Source organism: Stenotrophomonas sp. 22692 (genome assembly GCF_052045015.1).
GTDB classification, from domain to species: Bacteria; Pseudomonadota; Gammaproteobacteria; order Xanthomonadales; family Xanthomonadaceae; genus Stenotrophomonas; species Stenotrophomonas geniculata.
Genome location: NZ_JBQEMR010000022.1, coordinates 20,104 through 36,523, shown reverse-complemented (window position 1 = coordinate 36,523; position 16,420 = coordinate 20,104). Strand labels below are relative to the sequence as shown.

General features: G+C 66.3%; 16 protein-coding genes. 10 read left to right on the top strand and 6 right to left on the bottom strand.

Annotated features, from left to right (window positions below; translation table 11 throughout):
- Positions 1–67 precede the first annotated feature (67 nt).
- Both gloA and ACTJJM_RS14815 read left to right on the top strand, forming a co-directional pair.
- Positions 68–586, top strand: coding sequence for a lactoylglutathione lyase (gene gloA / locus ACTJJM_RS14820; RefSeq protein ID WP_241877662.1), 519 nt, complete (start codon positions 68–70; stop codon positions 584–586).
- A gap of 121 nt (positions 587–707) precedes the next feature.
- A complete protein-coding gene (locus ACTJJM_RS14815; protein WP_049404183.1) occupies positions 708–1,136 on the top strand; it encodes a VOC family protein in 429 nt (142 codons plus the stop codon).
- Between the two features lie 67 nt (positions 1,137–1,203).
- Here the strand turns inward: ACTJJM_RS14815 and ACTJJM_RS14810 are convergent, their stop codons facing one another.
- Positions 1,204–1,635, bottom strand: a complete 432-nt coding sequence (locus tag ACTJJM_RS14810; RefSeq protein WP_053450852.1) for a CBS domain-containing protein — start codon at positions 1,633–1,635, stop codon at positions 1,204–1,206.
- 437 nt (positions 1,636–2,072) lie between these two features.
- Complete coding sequence (gene glmS, locus ACTJJM_RS14805; RefSeq protein WP_071305882.1) at positions 2,073–3,911, bottom strand: glutamine--fructose-6-phosphate transaminase (isomerizing); 1,839 nt, start codon at positions 3,909–3,911, stop codon at positions 2,073–2,075.
- Between the two features lie 203 nt (positions 3,912–4,114).
- Here glmS and ACTJJM_RS14800 point away from each other — a divergent pair, with 203 nt between their 5' ends.
- The 7 genes from ACTJJM_RS14800 to ACTJJM_RS14770 all read left to right on the top strand — a co-directional run bounded on the left by ACTJJM_RS14800 (position 4,115) and on the right by ACTJJM_RS14770 (position 11,913).
- Positions 4,115–5,392, top strand: coding sequence for an efflux RND transporter periplasmic adaptor subunit (locus ACTJJM_RS14800; RefSeq protein WP_019338855.1), 1,278 nt, complete (start codon positions 4,115–4,117; stop codon positions 5,390–5,392).
- A gap of 35 nt (positions 5,393–5,427) precedes the next feature.
- Complete coding sequence (locus tag ACTJJM_RS14795) at positions 5,428–6,153, top strand: ABC transporter ATP-binding protein (protein WP_010481339.1); 726 nt, start codon at positions 5,428–5,430, stop codon at positions 6,151–6,153.
- A 10-nt stretch (positions 6,154–6,163) separates the two neighbouring features.
- The gene (locus ACTJJM_RS14790; RefSeq protein WP_049411040.1) at positions 6,164–7,462 is read left to right on the top strand and encodes an ABC transporter permease; all 1,299 of its coding nucleotides are present in this window, start codon (positions 6,164–6,166) and stop codon (positions 7,460–7,462) included.
- A 20-nt stretch (positions 7,463–7,482) separates the two neighbouring features.
- On the top strand, positions 7,483–8,700 hold the full coding sequence (locus ACTJJM_RS14785; protein ID WP_010481336.1) for an ABC transporter permease: 1,218 nt from the start codon (positions 7,483–7,485) through the stop codon (positions 8,698–8,700).
- Between the two features lie 16 nt (positions 8,701–8,716).
- Entirely contained in the window at positions 8,717–9,094 is a 378-nt protein-coding gene (locus ACTJJM_RS14780) for a PDZ domain-containing protein (RefSeq protein WP_019338856.1), read from the top strand.
- 123 nt (positions 9,095–9,217) lie between these two features.
- Positions 9,218–10,564, top strand: a complete 1,347-nt coding sequence (locus tag ACTJJM_RS14775; RefSeq protein ID WP_010481334.1) for a sigma-54-dependent transcriptional regulator — start codon at positions 9,218–9,220, stop codon at positions 10,562–10,564.
- On the top strand, positions 10,561–11,913 hold the full coding sequence (locus ACTJJM_RS14770) for a sensor histidine kinase (protein WP_010481333.1): 1,353 nt from the start codon (positions 10,561–10,563) through the stop codon (positions 11,911–11,913). The genes ACTJJM_RS14775 and ACTJJM_RS14770 overlap by 4 nt, the downstream gene beginning before the upstream one ends.
- A gap of 47 nt (positions 11,914–11,960) precedes the next feature.
- Here ACTJJM_RS14770 and ACTJJM_RS14765 read toward each other — a convergent pair whose 3' ends face one another.
- Together ACTJJM_RS14765 and glmU are read right to left on the bottom strand one after the other, a co-directional pair.
- Positions 11,961–12,494, bottom strand: coding sequence for a GNAT family N-acetyltransferase (locus ACTJJM_RS14765; RefSeq protein WP_029379747.1), 534 nt, complete (start codon positions 12,492–12,494; stop codon positions 11,961–11,963).
- Positions 12,463–13,830: a bifunctional UDP-N-acetylglucosamine diphosphorylase/glucosamine-1-phosphate N-acetyltransferase GlmU gene (gene glmU, locus ACTJJM_RS14760; RefSeq protein ID WP_010481330.1), complete on the bottom strand. Its 1,368-nt coding sequence runs from the start codon at positions 13,828–13,830 to the stop codon at positions 12,463–12,465. The genes ACTJJM_RS14765 and glmU overlap by 32 nt, the downstream gene beginning before the upstream one ends.
- Before the next feature lie 83 nt (positions 13,831–13,913).
- On the opposite strand from glmU, the gene ACTJJM_RS14755 reads away from it, so the two are divergent.
- Positions 13,914–14,300: a GtrA family protein gene (locus tag ACTJJM_RS14755; protein ID WP_010481329.1), complete on the top strand. Its 387-nt coding sequence runs from the start codon at positions 13,914–13,916 to the stop codon at positions 14,298–14,300.
- A gap of 164 nt (positions 14,301–14,464) precedes the next feature.
- On the opposite strand, the gene ACTJJM_RS14750 is transcribed toward ACTJJM_RS14755, so the two are convergent.
- Both ACTJJM_RS14750 and atpD read right to left on the bottom strand, forming a co-directional pair.
- Positions 14,465–14,887, bottom strand: coding sequence for a F0F1 ATP synthase subunit epsilon (locus tag ACTJJM_RS14750; RefSeq protein ID WP_005419509.1), 423 nt, complete (start codon positions 14,885–14,887; stop codon positions 14,465–14,467).
- Positions 14,888–15,000: 113 nt separating this feature from the next.
- Entirely contained in the window at positions 15,001–16,407 is a 1,407-nt protein-coding gene (gene atpD, locus ACTJJM_RS14745) for a F0F1 ATP synthase subunit beta (protein WP_010481327.1), read from the bottom strand.
- Positions 16,408–16,420 lie beyond the last annotated feature (13 nt).

The window sequence follows — 16,420 nt, the reverse complement described above, 5'->3', positions numbered from 1 at the left end:
CGTCAGGTGACGGCCGGTAGAATGACCCCATCCGGCCTGCAACGGCCCTGTCTGAAGGACCTCCCCCATGACCATTCCCGCCCTGCGCGATGTCCCCGGCGTCGCCGCCCAGGCACCGGCCGAAACCACCGGCTTCGTGTTCAACCACACCATGCTGCGGGTCAAGGACATCACCGCCTCGCTGGACTTCTACACCCGCGTGCTCGGCTACCAGCTGATCGACAAGCGCGACTTCCCGGACGCCCAGTTCAGCCTGTACTTCCTGGCCTACGTACCGGCCGGTACGGTGGTGCCGGAAGACGATGCCCAGCGCCGCCTGTGGATGGCCGGCCTGCCGGGCGTGCTGGAGCTGACCCACAACCACGGCACCGAGACCCAGGACGGTGCGGTCTACCACGACGGCAACAGCGACCCGCGCGGCTTCGGCCACATCTGCGTGTCGGTGCCGGACATCGAGGCCGCCTGCCAGCGCTTCGAGGACCTGGGCGTGACCTTCCAGAAGCGCCTGACCGACGGCCGCATGAAGAACCTGGCCTTCATCAAGGACCCGGACGGCTACTGGGTCGAGATCATCTCCAACGTCTGACCCGGAAAGGGGCACAATTCCGGTAGCGCCGGGCCATGCCCGGCGGCCTTGAGCAGGCCGCGCTGCGCGCTCGCCGGGCACGGCCCGGCGCTACCGACTCCGTCCCCTTTTTGAGGTTCGTATGGAAACGATGGAACTGCACCGTGGGCGATTGATCGACCACATCCAGCTGGTGGTGCGTGACCTGGCCGCCAGCCGCCGCTTCTATCAGGCGGTGTTCGATACGATCGGCATTCCAATCGCCGGCGAAGGCGATGATTACTTCTGGGCCGATGAGCTGTTCATTTCCAGCGCCAGCAGCGAGGCTGCCGCCGGCCAGCTGACCGGCCGCCACCACCTGGCGTTCCAAGCGCGCGACAGCGCCACCGTTGATGCCTTCCACACTGCAGCCATCGCCGCCGGCGGCACCGACAACGGTGCACCGGGCGAACGCCCCTACCATCCGGGCTACTACGGCGCGTTCGTGCTCGATCCCGATGGCAACAACATTGAAGTGGTCTACCACGGCCCAGCCAACTACAGCGCCGACTCGGTGAAGGTCACTTTCTGATTTCACCGATGCCGTGAACGAAGAAGCCGGGCAATGCCCGGCTTCTCTGCGTCCAAGGATCCAGCCCTCAGTGCGCCGCCATGTAGATGTCCTGCAGCACGGCCTTTTCCAGTTCCAGCTCGCCCAGCAGGTTCTTCACGATGTCGCCCAGGCTGAGGATGCCGACCAGACGGGTACCTTCGGTGACCATCAGATGACGGCGCCGCGAGTACGTCATCAACGACATGGCCTGCTTCAGGGTGGCCTCCGGCGCGATACCTTCCAGGCCGGTGGTCGGCACGCTGGAAATCACCCGGCGGCCCGCCTGCGGGCCGTCGTCGGCCAGGGTGCGCACGATGTCCTTTTCGGAAATGATGCCGACCGGGGCATCGTCCTTCATCACCACCAGCGCAGCGATCCTGTTCGCGCTCATCTTGTGGGCGGCGGCACCGATGGTGTCTTCGGCGTCGATGGTGATGACAGCTTCTTTCTTGGATTGCAGGAGTTCGCGGACGTTCATTCTTGTTTCCTGGTGCAGGTCACTAAGTCAAAAAGTGTGCTCTTCCGATACGCCCCCTCCCCGGGAACAGACCTTTCAGCGCACGTCTGGCGCACCCGGCTGCCGCTTGGAATGGATCGGCAGACGACGTGCTGCAACGCGAACGAGGTGGGCTCAACCCGGACCTCGCTCGAATCGATTCTACGACTGCGACCATCGGTCACTACCGGCATCGATGGGACAGTTCGTCGTGGGAACCAACTGACGATCCAGAGAATGGCACCGCGGCTGAAACCGCCGCTGAATACTGGCGGTGCCACGCGTTAAAGATTGAGTGCGCCCTGCCGAAGGCGGACAAAGCACGCGGCGGCCGTCCCACTTTCCACAGCTACCGACGCAAACGAAAGGGGCCGCGCAGGCCCCTTTCGCATACAGCATCCAACAGCGCCGGGAGTGCTTTACTCCACCGTCACGCTCTTGGCCAGGTTGCGCGGCTTGTCCACGTCGGTGCCGCGTGCCAGCGCGGTGTGGTAGGCCAGCAGCTGCACCGGGATGGTGTGCACGATCGGGCTGAGCACGCCGGCATGACGCGGCGTACGGATCACGTGCACGCCTTCGGACTCATTGAAGTTGCTGTCCTGGTCAGCGAACACGAACAGCTCGCCGCCACGCGCACGCACTTCCTGCATGTTCGACTTCACCTTCTCCAGCAGGCTGTCGTTGGGCGCGATCACCACCACCGGCATATCCTCGTCCACCAGCGCCAGCGGGCCATGCTTCAGTTCACCGGCCGGGTAGGCCTCGGCGTGGATGTAGGAGATCTCCTTGAGTTTGAGCGCGCCTTCCAGTGCGATCGGGTAATGCAGGCCACGGCCGAGGAACAGCGCGCTGCTCTTGCGCGCGAAACGCTCGGCCCAGGCAGCGATCTGCGGTTCCATGTTCAGCGCGTGCTGCACGCTGCCCGGCAGGAAGCGCAGCTGCTCCAGGTAATCCGCTTCCTGCGCCGCGTCGATGCGGCCATGCAGCTTGCCCAGCACCACGGTCAGCTGGAACAGCGCGGCCAGCTGGGTGGTGAAGGCCTTGGTCGAGGCCACGCCGATCTCGGCGCCGGCGCGGGTGTAGCAGACCAGTTCGCTGGCGCGCGGAATCGCGCTTTCCGGCACGTTGCAGATCGACAGCGTGTGCTTATGGCCCAGCGACTTGGCGTACTTCAGCGCTTCCATCGTATCCAGCGTTTCGCCGGACTGCGAGATGGTCACGATCAGATGCTTGGGGTTCGCATAGGCCGCGCGATAGCGGTACTCGCTGGCGATTTCCACGCTGCACGGCAGGCCGGCGATGGCCTCGATCCAGTAGCGCGCGGTCAGGCCGGAGTAATAGCTGGTACCGCAGGCGATGATCTGCACGCCTTCAATGCCCGACAGCACGGCTTCGGCGTTCTTGCCGAACAGCTCGGCCGGGAAACCACCGGCGTCGATCGCCGCTTCGATGGTGTCGCCCAGCGCGCGCGGCTGCTCGTGGATTTCCTTCTGCATGAAGTGGCGGTACGGGCCCAGCTCCAGCGAAGCCAGCGACACATCGGACAGATGCACGTCGCGCTCGATGGGCTGGTCATGCTCATCGAAGATGCGCACGCCGTCACGGCGGATTTCGGCGGTGTCGCCTTCCTCCAGGAAGATCACCTTGCGCGTGGCCGAGATCACCGCCGAGACGTCGGAGGCGACGAAGTTCTCACCCTCGCCCAGGCCGACCAGCAGCGGGCAGCCCATGCGCGCACAGACGAAGCGCTCCGGCTCGGCACGGCTGACCACGGCCAGCGCGTAGGCGCCGGTCAGTTCCTTCACCGTGTGCTGCAGCGCCACCAGCAGGTCGTCGCCGTCCTTCAGGTGATGGTGGATCAGGTGCGCGATGACTTCGGTGTCGGTCTGCGACTCGAAGGTGTAACCCAGCGCGCGCAGTTTCTCGCGCTGCTCTTCGTGGTTCTCGATGATGCCGTTGTGCACCAGCGCCACGCCGTGGCTGATGTGCGGATGCGCGTTGGCCTCGGTGACACCGCCATGGGTGGCCCAGCGGGTGTGGCCGATGCCCAGCACCGCGTTGAAGCCCTCGGCCTCGGCCGCAGTGGCCATTTCCGACACACGACCGGTACGACGCACACGACGCACATCGCGGCGCTCACCCTGGTCGATCACCGCGATACCCGAGGAATCGTAACCACGGTACTCAAGGCGCTTCAGACCCTCGATCAGCACCGGCACTACGTCGCGATCAGCGATCGCACCCACGATTCCACACATGTCACGCGTTTCCTTGAAGACGATCGGCGCATTCTAGCCTGCGGGCCCGCGCTCCCCCTCCTGTCCGCTTAATGAAAGTGTCCGGAAAGGTGTCCGCGGACACCCGGACACTTCAGCACGCCGCCCAACTCATTGACCTGAAAGGAAATAAACTTGGCACGCTACGTGCTTGGTACTGGCTACCACCGTCAGGCACGCACCCGATGATCCGCGACACTTCCGCACAGGACCAGATCGTTTCCTCCGCCCCGGCCGGCACCACCCGCGCCAACTGGCAGCGCTACCGCTGGCCGGCACTGGGCGCCATCGTGCTGCTCGCCGGCATCGGCTGGGCCGTGCACGCCTGGTCCAACGCCAGCCGCTCCTTCGACAGCAGCCGCGTGCGCATCGCCGAAGTGAAGCGCGGCGACCTGGTCCGCGACATCGCCGCCGACGGCCGCGTGATCGCCGCCAACAGCCCGATCCTGTACGCCATCTCGGCCGGTACCGTGGACCTGAAGGTGGTCGCCGGCGATGTGGTGAAGAAGGGCCAGGAGCTGGCCATCATCGACAGCCCGGAACTGCGCAGCAAGCTGGCCCAGGAACAGGCCACCCTGGCCGGCCTGGAAGCCGAGGCCAGCCGCGCCGCGCTGGACGCCACCCTGGCCCGCGCCAAGTCGCGCAAGGAAACCGACCAGGCCACCATCGAGCGGCAGGCCGCCGACCGCGACCTGCAGCGCTACCAGCGCGGTTACGACGGCGGTGCAGTACCGCAGATCGATCTGGCCAAAGCCAAGGACTCGCTGAAGAAGGCCGACATCACCCTGGCCAACGCCACCACCGACGCACGCCTGCAGAGCCAGGGCGCCGACCTGGATGCCCGCAACAAGCGCCTGCTGGCCGACCGCCAGAAGGCCGTGGTGGCCGAGGTGCAGCGCCAGGTCGATGCACTGACCCTGCGCGCCCCGTTCGATGGCCAGGTCGGCCAGGTGCAGGCCGTCCAGTCCACCAACCTGGCCGCCAATGCGCCGGTGCTGGGCGTGGTCGATCTGTCCAAGTTCGAGGTCGAGATCAAGGTGCCGGAAAGCTTCGCCCGCGACCTGGCGATCGGCATGCCGGCACAGCTGACCGGCGGCAATGGCCAGCCGTTCCCGGGTGAGATCAGCGCGGTGTCGCCGGAAGTGGTCAATGGCGAGGTCAATGCCCGCGTGCGCTTCGCCAGCGCGCAGCCGGAAGGCCTGCGCCAGAGCCAGCGGATGTCGGTGCGCGTGCTGCTCGATACCCGCAAGAACGTGCTGAAGGTCGAGCGCGGTCCGTTCGTCGAACAGGGCAACGGCGTGGCCTACGTGATGGATGGCCGCACCGCCGTGCGCCGTCCGGTCGAACTGGGCGTCAGCAGCCTGGGCGAAGTGGAAATCAAGTCGGGTGTGCAGCCGGGCGACCGCATCGTGGTCTCCGGCAGCGACCTGTTCAAGGACGCCGAACGCGTCTCCGTCAACTGATACCTGAACCCTGAATCCTGGAGAGAGGACACCCCATGTACATGCTCGAAATGCGTTCGGTCGCCAAGGTCTTCCGCACCGAACAGGTGGAAACCCACGCACTGCGCTCACTGGAACTGCAGGTCAAGGAAGGTGAGTTCGTCGCGGTCACCGGCCCGTCAGGCTCCGGCAAGACCACCTTCCTCAACATCGCCGGCCTGCTGGAAACCTTCACCAGTGGCACCTACATGCTGGACGGCCAGGACGTGAGCACGCTGGGCGACGACGCCCGCAGCCGCCTACGCAACCAGAAGATCGGCTTCATCTTCCAGGGCTTCAACCTGATCCCCGACCTGAACCTGTTCGACAACGTCGACGTGCCGCTGCGCTATCGCAAGATGAGCGCCAACGAGCGCCGCGAACGCATCGAGAAGGCGCTGACCCAGGTCGGCCTCGGCTCGCGCATGAAGCACTACCCGAACGAGCTGTCCGGCGGCCAGCAGCAGCGCGCGGCGATCGCACGTGCCCTGGCAGGCAGCCCGCGCCTGCTGCTGGCCGACGAACCGACCGGCAACCTGGACACGCAGATGGCCCGCGGCGTGATGGAGCTGCTGGAGGAGATCAACGCTGCCGGCACCACCATCGTGATGGTCACCCACGATCCGGAACTGGCCGCGCGCGCGCAGCGCAACGTGCACATCGTTGATGGCCAGGTGACCGACCTGGTGCGCGAGCCGGTGCTGGTCACGCCGCCGCGCCACATCGTCGCCGTCAACGAGTGAGGGCCCCACCATGTTCGCCTACTACGCCCGACTGGCGGTGCGCAGCTTCCGCCGCAACAAGGTCCTGACCGCGCTGATGGTGGTTGCCATCGCGCTCGGCATCGGCGCCTCGATGACCACCCTGACCGTGTTCCACGTGCTGTCCGGTGACCCGATTCCCGGCAAGAGCGACCGCCTGTTCTACGTCCAGCTCGACGCCGCGACCGGCGCCTACGTCGCCGGCGAGGAACCGGAAACCCAGCTGACCCGCTTCGACGGTGAAGCCCTGCTGCGCGAAGCCAAGGGCGAGCGCCAGGCGCTGATGAGCGGCGGCGGCGGCACCATCGAACCGGACAACAGCACCCTCAAGCCCTTCAGCATCGACACCCGCTGGACCTCGGCCGACTTCTTCCCGATGTTCGAGGTGCCCATGCAGTACGGCCGCCCCTGGACGCGCGAGGACGATGAAGGCCGTGCGCGCGTGGTGGTCATCTCCAAGGCGCTCAATGACAAGCTGTACCAGGGCGCCAACAGCGTGGGCCGCGACCTGCGCATGGAAGGCCAGAGTTACCGCATCGTCGGCGTGATGAAGGAATGGAGCCCGGAACCGCACTTCTACGACCTGACCACCGGCAGCTACGGCAAGAACGAAGACCTGCTGCTGCCGATCTCCACCTCCTTCGACCTGAAGCTGGGCAGCAACGGCAACATGAACTGCTTCGGCGAGAATCCCGACGGCAACAGCTATTCGCTCAACGCACCGTGCGCGTGGCTGCAGTACTGGGTGGAGATGGACCCGGCCAAGGCTGGCGACTACCGTCGTTACCTGGAGAACTACTCGACCCAGCAGCGCGAGGCCGGCCGCTTCAAGCATCCGCCGAACGTGCGCCTGCGCACCGTGATGGAATGGCTTGACTTCAACGGCGCGGTGCCCAGCGACGTGCGCCTGCAGCTGTGGCTGGCGTTGGGCTTCCTGGGTGTCTGCCTGGTCAACACGGTGGGCCTGCTGCTGGCCAAGTTCCTGCGTCGCAGCGGTGAGATCGGCGTGCGCCGCGCGCTCGGTGCCAGCCGCGGCCAGATCTTCCTGCAATGCCTGGTGGAAGCAGGTGCGGTCGGCGTGGTCGGTGGCGTGCTGGGTATCGGCCTGGCGCTGCTCGGCCTGTTCGCGGTGCGCCAGCAACCGGTGGAATACGCCAAGCTGGCCCACCTGGACGGCAACATGCTGCTGCTCGCACTGGGCCTGACCCTGCTCGCCAGCCTTGCTGCCGGTTTCCTGCCCGCCTGGCGCGCCATGCAGGTCACCCCGGCCATCCAGCTCAAGTCGCAGTAAGCACCCGAACGAGGACTCCCATGGACATCCGCCCCATCCTCAGCACGCTGCGCCGGCACAAGACTGCCGCTGCCCTGATCGTGCTGGAAGTCGCACTGACCTGCGCCATCGTCTGCAACGCGCTGTTCCTGGTCAGCCAGCGCGTGGAGAAGATCAGCATGCCCAGCGGCATCGCCGAGAGCGAACTGGTGATGCTGCGCGTCAGTGGCATCGGCAAGCAGACCGACGCCATGGCCCGCACCCGCGAGGACCTGGCATCGCTGCGCGCGATTCCTGGCGTCAGCAACGTCACCATCATCAACCAGGTTCCCTTCCGCAACGGCTCCTCCAGCAGCAGCATCTCGCGCGAGGTCGACCAGGAACGGCCGACCACCAACGCCTCGATGTACACCCTGTCCGAGAACGGGCTGGCCACGATGGGCATCAACCTGATCGCAGGCCGCGATTTCCTGCCCGACGAATACCAGAACTTCGAAGACGCCAGCAAGGGCGGCGCCAAGGAAAAGGCGATTCCGGTGATCTTCACCCAGGCCACCGCCGCCAAGATGGAACCCAACGGCAGTGCGCTGGGCAAGACCTACTACATGGGCAAGCAGCCGCTGCATGTGGTCGGCATCGTCGACACGCTCAGCACGCCCAATGGCTGGAATGACAACTGGACCAACTCGATGCTGCTGCCCATGCGGCGCACCTTCGATGAAGGTGGCACCTATGTGCTGCGCACTTCGCCAGAGCGCCGCCAGGAGGTCCTCGATGCCGGTGCCGCCGCGCTGGAACGCAACGATCCCAACCGGCTGATGCGCGACAAGCTGACCTATGAAGACCAGCGCAAGGACTTCTTCAAGAACGACCGCGCGATGGTCGGCCTGCTGATCACCGTCAGCATCTCGCTGCTGGTGGTCACTGCGCTGGGCATCATCGGCCTGGCCAGCTTCTGGGTGCAGCAGCGCAGCAAGCAGATCGGCATCCGCCGTGCGCTGGGCGCGACCCGCGGGCAGATCCTGCGCTACTTCCAGACCGAGAACTTCCTGCTGGCCTCGCTGGGCATCGTGCTGGGCATGCTGGCGGCCTACGCGATCAACCTGGCGCTGATGAACCTGTACGAGCTGCCGCGCATGCCGCTGTACTACCTGCCGCTGGGTGCGCTGCTGCTGTGGGTGCTGGGCCAGATCGCGGTGTTCGGTCCGGCACGGCGTGCGGCGGCGGTACCGCCTGCGGTCGCCACGCGGGGCGCCTGAGATGCGTGCCTGCGCGATGTGCCTGATGCTGCTCCTGCCGCTGCCGGCGCTGGCCGGCGGTGGCAACGCGCAGACACTGGAATGGCGCCAGGATGCCGCGCGGCTGTCACTGCGCTCGACCGAGGGCCAAGTGCGCGTGGAGGCTGCCAGCCCGGAAGCACGCTTCGGCGTGCGCAGCGGTGATCGCATCCTCCGCGTGGACGACACGGCGGTGCGCCGGGTCGAACATCTGGCCGAGGCACTGCGCCATTCCCACGCCGCCACCGCCTATCTGTTGCTGCGCCGCGACAGACGCGAACTGACGGTGGCGGTCGACGCCGCAGCCTGGCGCCAGGCACTGGAAGTGCCGCCGCCACCTGCGCCGCCAGCGCCCCCGGCGCCTCCCCGGCGCTGAGCAGGGGCCGCTCCTGCACAGCCACGGGTTTGGCTATGCTTGATGGGTGGCGCCGGGCTCTCCCGGTGCGTGGACACGAACGGCTCCAACGGCGCCGCCCATCCCTTTCTGCAGAACCGTTTGATGCCTGCGATCCTGATCATCGACGACAACGCCAGCGTGGGTACCGCGCTGGACGTACTGTTCTCCCTGCACGACATCGACACCCTGCAGGCGCAGACGCCCGCCGACGGGCTGGCGCTGCTCGAATCTCAGCCGGTCGACCTGGTCATCCAGGACATGAACTTCAGCGAGGACACCACCTCCGGCGAGGAAGGCGAGGCCCTGTTCGCGCAGATCCGCGCGCGCCATCCGGACCTGCCGGTGATCCTGCTCACGGCGTGGACCCATCTGAGCAGCGCCGTGGACCTGGTCAAGGCCGGCGCCGCCGACTACCTGGCCAAGCCCTGGGACGACCGCAAGCTGATGACCACGGTCAACAACCTGCTGGAACTGTCCGAGGCGCGCCGCGAACTGGACCGGCGCCGCAGCCGTGAACTGCACCAGCGCAACGCACTGGAAGAGAAGTACGACCTGTGCGGTGCGGTCTTCGCCGACCCCGCCAGCGAGCGCGTGATCGCGCTGGCCTGCCAGGTCGCACGCTCGGAACTGCCGGTATTGATCACCGGCGCGAACGGTGCCGGCAAGGAAAAGATCGCGCAGATCATCCAGGCCAATTCCCTGGTGGCCAAAGGGCCGTTCGTGGCAGTCAACTGCGGCGCGCTGCCCTCGGAACTGATCGAAGCCGAACTGTTCGGTGCCGAAGCCGGTGCGTATACCGGCGCCAACAAGGCCCGCGAAGGCAAGTTCGAGGCCGCCGATGGCGGCACCCTGTTCCTGGATGAGATCGGCAACCTGTCACTGGGCGGGCAGATGAAGCTGCTGCGCGTGCTGGAAACCGGCCGCTTCGAGCGCCTGGGCTCCAACCGCGAGCGCCAGGTCAAGGTCCGCGTGGTCAGCGCGACCAATGCCGACCTGCCGGCGATGATCCGCGACGGTACCTTCCGCGAAGACCTCTATTACCGCCTCAACACGGTAGAACTGGTGCTGCCGCCGCTGGCCGAACGACCGGGCGACATCGTGCCGCTGGCCGAGCGCTTCCTGACCGCTGGCAAGCCGTTGTCCACTGCGGCCACCGCGGCCTTGCAGCGGCACCCCTGGCCGGGCAACGTGCGCGAGCTGCGCAACGTGATCCAGCGCGCCGAGCTGCTGGCCACCGGCAACCGCATCGAAGTGGCCGATCTCAACCTGCCGCGCGCAGCCGCCACACCGCGCCCGGCCCCCAGTGCGGGCAATGATCCCGACCGTGCACGCATCGAGGATGTGCTGGCGCGCAACCATGGCGTCATCGCCCAGGCCGCCGCAGAACTCGGCCTGAGCCGCCAGGCGCTGTACCGGCGCATGGACCGCCACGGTATTCCCCGCGAATGAAACGGCGCTCGTTCACTTTCCGCCTGTTCCTGCGCCTGCTGCCGGTATTGGCACTGGCGGCGGCACTGCCGTGGCTGCTGGCCTACTGGATGGACCATGGCTGGGTGGTGACCACGGTGTCGGCGTTGATCCTGCTGTCGTTGATGTGGTGGACCCTGCGCCGGGCGACCGCCCCGGTGCGATCTCTGATGCGGGCCCTGGCGGGTACCACCAGCAGCTATCGCGACGGCGAGTACAACTTCGGCGTGCACTGGCCGGGGAACGACGAGCTGGGCGACCTGGTGCAGGCCCACCGCGAACTGGGCGATGTACTGCGTGAGCAGCGGCAGGGCCTGGTGCAGCGTGAACTGCTGCTGGACACAATGGTGCAGAACACGCCGGTGGCGATGCTGCTGATCGCCTCGGGCGGTGATGGCATCGCCCGGGTGGTGTTCTCCAATCTGGCGGCACGCAAGCTGCTGCATGGCGGCTGGAAGCTGGAAGGCCAGCGCCTGGAGGACGTGCTGGAACAGGTGCCGGTGGAACTGCGCGATGCCATCGCCCGTGGCGGTGACAGCCTGTTCGCGGTGCATGCCGAGGGCGAGGACGGCGACGAGGATGACGAGCAGGTCTACCACCTCTCGCGCCGCGCGTTCCAGCTCAACGGCCGCCCGCACGACCTGTTGCTGGTGCGGCTGCTGACCGCCGAACTGCGCCGCCAGGAAGTGCAGACCTGGAAGAAGGTGATCCGGGTGATCAGCCACGAGCTCAACAACTCGCTGGCGCCGATCGCTTCGCTCGCCCATTCCGGCGGCGTACTGGTGCAGCGTGAGCGCTTTGACCGGCTGCCCGAGATCTTCACCACCATCGAGGACCGGGCGCGTCACCTGGAAGGCTTCATCCGTGGCTACGCACGCTTTGCCAAGTTGCCGCAGCCGCAACTGCAGACCGTGCACTGGGCCCCCTTCCTGTCCAGCCTGCGCCAGCAGATCCCGTTTACCATGGAGCGCGAGCCGGACGAAGAACTGAGCAGCCGCATCGACATCGCGCAGTTCGGGCAGGCGCTGCTGAACCTGTTGAAGAACGCGCACGAAGCCTGCGCCGAAGCAGAGCCCCCAAACGATGACGTACAGGTGCAGCTGACGCGGCTGCCGCAGTGGCTGCGGCTGGACGTGCTGGATCGTGGCAAGGGCATGAACGAGCAGGTGCTGCAGAACGCACTGATGCCGTTCTATTCGACCAAGCGCAATGGCACCGGGCTGGGGCTGGCCCTGACCCGCGAGATCGTAGAGGCCCACGGTGGTCGGGTGTCGTTGCAGAACCGCGGCGATGGCGGGCTGTGCGTGTCGATTCTGTTGCCGGTGGGCTGAGCGGGCAGATCCACGCCATGCGTGGACGTGCCGACCAAGGTCGGCACCTACCAGACCTGCCGCATCGCCACCCGCAGGTGCATCGGGAACCCAAGCGCGGCTTCTTCGGCCATCACCGCACGCAGGCCATCGTTCCACTGCGCCTCGGGCACTACCTCGAACCCTTCACTGGCATAGAAGGCCGCATTCCACGGCACGTCGGACAACGTGGTCAGCACCGCTGCTCCGTAGCCGCCAGCCCTGGCCTGTGCCAACGCATGGCGCAACAACACGCGACCATGACCGCGGCGCGCGTGCGCGGGATCCACGTCCATCTGCAGCACATGGAAGTCACCGCACAGCTCACCGGCCAGCAGGTAGCCCGCGATGCCACCGTCAGCCGCATCCACCACCCACAACTGGCCACGTTGAAGGCCATCCTGCAGCGTCGGCAGGTCCAGGCCATGCCCGGCAAATACCGGGTAGGCCTGGTGCCCCTTCAGCAGTTCACCGGCACGTTGCTCAATTGCCGGCAGCATGCCGAGTTCGTCGGCGTGCGGAATGCGTGGCTCAGGACTTCTTGAGCGGGCGCTTCCAGCCATCGATGGTTTCCTGTCGTGCACGTGCCAGCGTCAGCTTGCCATCCGGGGCGTTGCGGGTGATGACCGAACCGGCAGCGATGGTGGCGCCCTCACCGATCAGCACCGGTGCCACCAATGCGCTGTTGGAACCGATGAAGGCGTTGTCGCCGATGGTGGTGGTCGACTTGTTCACGCCGTCGTAGTTGCAGGTGATGGTGCCGGCACCGATGTTCACCTTGCTGCCGATCACCGCGTCGCCCAGGTAGGTCAGGTGATTGGCCTTGCTGCCAACACCGAGGGTGACCTTCTTGGTCTCGACGAAGTTGCCGACATGCACGCCATCGGCGAGCACTGTACCCGGGCGCAGCCGTGCGAACGGCCCCACCAATGCAGCACCTTCGGTGACCACGCCTTCCAGGTCACAATGCGCGCGCACTTCGGTGCCCGGGCCAAGATTGACGTCCTTCAGCCGGTTGAACGGGCCCACGGTGACGCCGTCGCCGAGCACGATATTGCCTTCCAGAACGACGTCGACATCGATCAGCACGTCGCTGCCCACGGTGACGGTGCCACGGATATCCAGGCGTGCCGGGTCACGCACGCGCGCGCCCTGCGCGCACAGGGCCCGAACCGCACGGCGCTGCCAGGCACGCTCCAGCTGCGAAAGCTGCCAGGGATCATTTGCCCCTTCGGCTTCCTGCGCGTCGGCCACCAGCGCCATCTCGGCCGGGGTGTACTCGTGCGCTGCAAAGGCGAACACGTCGGTCAGGTAGTACTCGCCCTGCGCGTTGCTGTTGGACAGCTGCGACAGCCAGCGCCGCAGCGCGGTCGACTCGGCGGCAATGATGCCGGTGTTGATCGTGCGCACACGCAGTTGGTCGTCGGTGGCGTCCTTCTGTTCGACAATCGAGCCGACCTTGCCTTCGGCATCGCGCAGCACGCGGCCGTAACCGGTCGGGTCATCGACATCGGCGACCAGCACCGCCAGTCGACCCGGCTGTGCCAGCAGGTCGCGCAGGGTCTGCGCGCGGATCAGCGGCACGTCGCCGTACAGCACCAGCACCTGCGCGGCGTCGGGCACCTGCGGCATCGCCTGCGCGACGGCGTGCCCGGTACCGAGTTGCTGTGCCTGCTCGGCCCATTGTAGATCGGGCTGGTCGGCAAAGTGCTGGCGCACCGCTTCACCACCATGGCCGTAGACCACGTGGATCGCGGCCGGCTGCAGCTCGCGGGCGGCATCGATCACATGCGCCAGCATCGGCTGCCCAGCGATCGGCTGCAGCACCTTCGGCAGCACCGACTTCATGCGCTTGCCCGCGCCGGCGGCGAGGATGATGACGTGCAGGGCTTGGGTCATGGGAGCAGCAGTCCGTAGTTCGTTGCCGGTGATTCTAGAGCGTGGGCCGTTAACATGGGGATCTGCCCGCCCACACTCCGGCCATGAGCCTGCTCCGCCAGGGAAGCGCCTACCTCATCATCGGCGTGCTGCAACTGCTGCTCGACTGGGCGGTGTTCGTGCTGGTCACGGCCGCCGGCCTGCCCGTGGTGCAGGGCAACCTGGCCGGGCGCGTGGCCGGCATGCTGCTGGGGTTCTGGTTGAACGGGCGAATCACCTTCGCCACTGCCGACGGCGAGCAACGGCTGGGCTGGCGACGCTTCGCACGCTTCCTGCCGCTGTGGTTGCTGCTCACCACCGCCAGCACGCTGCTGGTCTCGAGCGCCGACCATGCATTGGGCCTGCAGTACGCCTGGTTGGCCAAGCCACTGGTGGAGGGCGGCCTGGCCGTGATCTCCTTCCTGCTGCTGCGGCACGTGGTGTACCGCTGATACGACGTCAGGATCGGGATCGGGATCGGTAGCGTCGACGGTCAATCGACTGCCCTTCCATCAGACCGCGGAAATCCCACGCTGCGCGCGACAGTCGACTCGACCCGCCGCCCAAACAAAAACGCCGGCACAGGGCCGGCGTTCTCGTGGGTGCAGCGCGAACCTCAGTGCTTGAGGTTCTTGCGCAGGCGCTCCAGCGCCTGCAGCTGGACAACGGCTTCAGCCAGCTTCTGCTGGGCCTCAGCCACTTCCATCGCCTCGCCGCGGTTGGCCAGGATGCGCTCGGCTTCTTCCTTGGCCTTGCGGACCGAGGCTTCGTCGATGTCCTGCGCGCGGATCGCGGTGTCGGCCAGCACGGTCACCACCTGCGGCTGCACTTCCAGGATGCCGCCGGAAATGGCGAAATCCAGCTGCTCGCCGTTCGGCGTGGTCACCACCACCTTGCCCGGCTTCAGGCGGGTGATCAGCGGCGCGTGCTTGGGCGCGATGCCCAGTTCGCCCAGCTCACCGGTGGCCACGACCAGGGTCGCTTCGCCACGGAAGATTTCCTGCTCGGCGCTGACGATGTCGCAACGGATCGTGCTCATGCAAATCTCTTCGCTGTTCGCGGCGGCGCAATGCCACCGTGGGGGTCCACCGGCGCGGGCGGTTGCCCGGCGCCGGCGTCAGGTCGGGCAGGATCGCTCCCGCCCGTCCCGGATCAGGCCTTCTCGGCCATCTTCTTGGCCTTCTCGACCGCTTCTTCGATGCCGCCGACCATGTAGAACGCCTGCTCCGGCAGGTGGTCGTACTCGCCATCAACGATGGCCTTGAAGCCACGGATGGTGTCCTTCAGCGGCACGTACTTGCCCGGCGAACCGGTGAACACTTCGGCCACGTGGAACGGCTGGCTGAAGAAGCGCTCGATCTTACGGGCGCGCGACACGGCCTGCTTGTCCTCTTCGGACAGCTCGTCCATGCCCAGGATCGCGATGATGTCCTTCAGTTCCTTGTACTTCTGCAGGGTCTGCTGGACGCGCTGGGCGGTGTCGTAATGCTCGTGGCCGATGACCAGCGGGTCCATCTGGCGGCTGGTGGAGTCCAGCGGATCGACGGCCGGGTAGATACCCAGCGAGGCGATCGAACGCGACAGGGTGACAGTCGAGTCCAGGTGGGCGAAGGTGGTCGCCGGCGACGGGTCGGTCAGGTCGTCCGCGGGAACGTAGACGGCCTGGATCGAAGTGATCGAACCGTTCTTGGTCGAGGTGATGCGCTCCTGCAGGACGCCCATTTCCTCGGCCAGGGTCGGCTGGTAACCCACGGCCGACGGCATACGGCCCAGCAGTGCCGACACTTCGGTACCAGCCAGGGTGTAGCGGTAGATGTTGTCGACGAACAGCAGGACGTCCTTACCCTTGCCGTTTTCGTCCTTCTCGTCGCGGAAGTACTCGGCCATGGTCAGGCCGGTCAGGGCGACGCGCAGACGGTTGCCCGGCGGCTCGTTCATCTGGCCGTACACCATCGCCACCTTGTCGAGGACGTTGGAGTCCTTCATTTCGTGGTAGAAGTCGTTGCCCTCACGGGTACGCTCACCCACGCCGGCGAACACGGACAGACCGCTGTGCGCCTTGGCGATGTTGTTGATCAGTTCCATCATGTTGACGGTCTTGCCGACGCCGGCGCCGCCGAACAGGCCGACCTTGCCGCCCTTGGCGAACGGGCACATCAGGTCGATGACCTTGATGCCGGTTTCCAGCAGTTCGGTGGCCGGGGACTGGTCTTCGTACGACGGGGCCGCACGGTGGATTTCCCAGCTGTCGCTGGCGGCCACCGGGCCGGCTTCGTCAATCGGACGGCCGAGCACGTCCATGATGCGGCCCAGGGTGCCAGCGCCGACCGGCACGGAGATGCCGCGGTTGGTGTTGGTGGCAACCAGGTTGCGCTTCAGGCCGTCGGTGGAACCGAGGGCGATGGTACGCACCACGCCGTCACCCAGCTGCTGCTGGACTTCGAGGGTGATTTCGGTGTTGTCGACCTTCAGTGCGTCGTACACCTTCGGCACCGACTCACGCGGGAATTCGACGTCGACGACCGCGCCGATGATCTGAACGATCTTGCCCTGACTCATTGCTGCATCCTCT

Coding starts and splice junctions, on each gene's coding strand:
- gloA (WP_241877662.1), top strand. CDS start 68: ATGACCATTCCCGCCCTGCGCGATGTCCCCGGCGTCGCCGCCCAGGCA.
- ACTJJM_RS14795 (WP_010481339.1), top strand. CDS start 5,428: ATGTACATGCTCGAAATGCGTTCGGTCGCCAAGGTCTTCCGCACCGAA.
- glmS (WP_071305882.1), bottom strand. CDS start 3,911: ATGTGTGGAATCGTGGGTGCGATCGCTGATCGCGACGTAGTGCCGGTG.
- ACTJJM_RS14750 (WP_005419509.1), bottom strand. CDS start 14,887: ATGAGCACGATCCGTTGCGACATCGTCAGCGCCGAGCAGGAAATCTTC.
- glmU (WP_010481330.1), bottom strand. CDS start 13,830: ATGACCCAAGCCCTGCACGTCATCATCCTCGCCGCCGGCGCGGGCAAG.
- ACTJJM_RS14785 (WP_010481336.1), top strand. CDS start 7,483: ATGGACATCCGCCCCATCCTCAGCACGCTGCGCCGGCACAAGACTGCC.
- ACTJJM_RS14770 (WP_010481333.1), top strand. CDS start 10,561: ATGAAACGGCGCTCGTTCACTTTCCGCCTGTTCCTGCGCCTGCTGCCG.
- ACTJJM_RS14800 (WP_019338855.1), top strand. CDS start 4,115: ATGATCCGCGACACTTCCGCACAGGACCAGATCGTTTCCTCCGCCCCG.
- atpD (WP_010481327.1), bottom strand. CDS start 16,407: ATGAGTCAGGGCAAGATCGTTCAGATCATCGGCGCGGTCGTCGACGTC.
- ACTJJM_RS14815 (WP_049404183.1), top strand. CDS start 708: ATGGAAACGATGGAACTGCACCGTGGGCGATTGATCGACCACATCCAG.
- ACTJJM_RS14765 (WP_029379747.1), bottom strand. CDS start 12,494: ATGGCTGGAAGCGCCCGCTCAAGAAGTCCTGAGCCACGCATTCCGCAC.
- ACTJJM_RS14810 (WP_053450852.1), bottom strand. CDS start 1,635: ATGAACGTCCGCGAACTCCTGCAATCCAAGAAAGAAGCTGTCATCACC.
- ACTJJM_RS14780 (WP_019338856.1), top strand. CDS start 8,717: ATGTGCCTGATGCTGCTCCTGCCGCTGCCGGCGCTGGCCGGCGGTGGC.
- ACTJJM_RS14775 (WP_010481334.1), top strand. CDS start 9,218: ATGCCTGCGATCCTGATCATCGACGACAACGCCAGCGTGGGTACCGCG.
- ACTJJM_RS14790 (WP_049411040.1), top strand. CDS start 6,164: ATGTTCGCCTACTACGCCCGACTGGCGGTGCGCAGCTTCCGCCGCAAC.
- ACTJJM_RS14755 (WP_010481329.1), top strand. CDS start 13,914: ATGAGCCTGCTCCGCCAGGGAAGCGCCTACCTCATCATCGGCGTGCTG.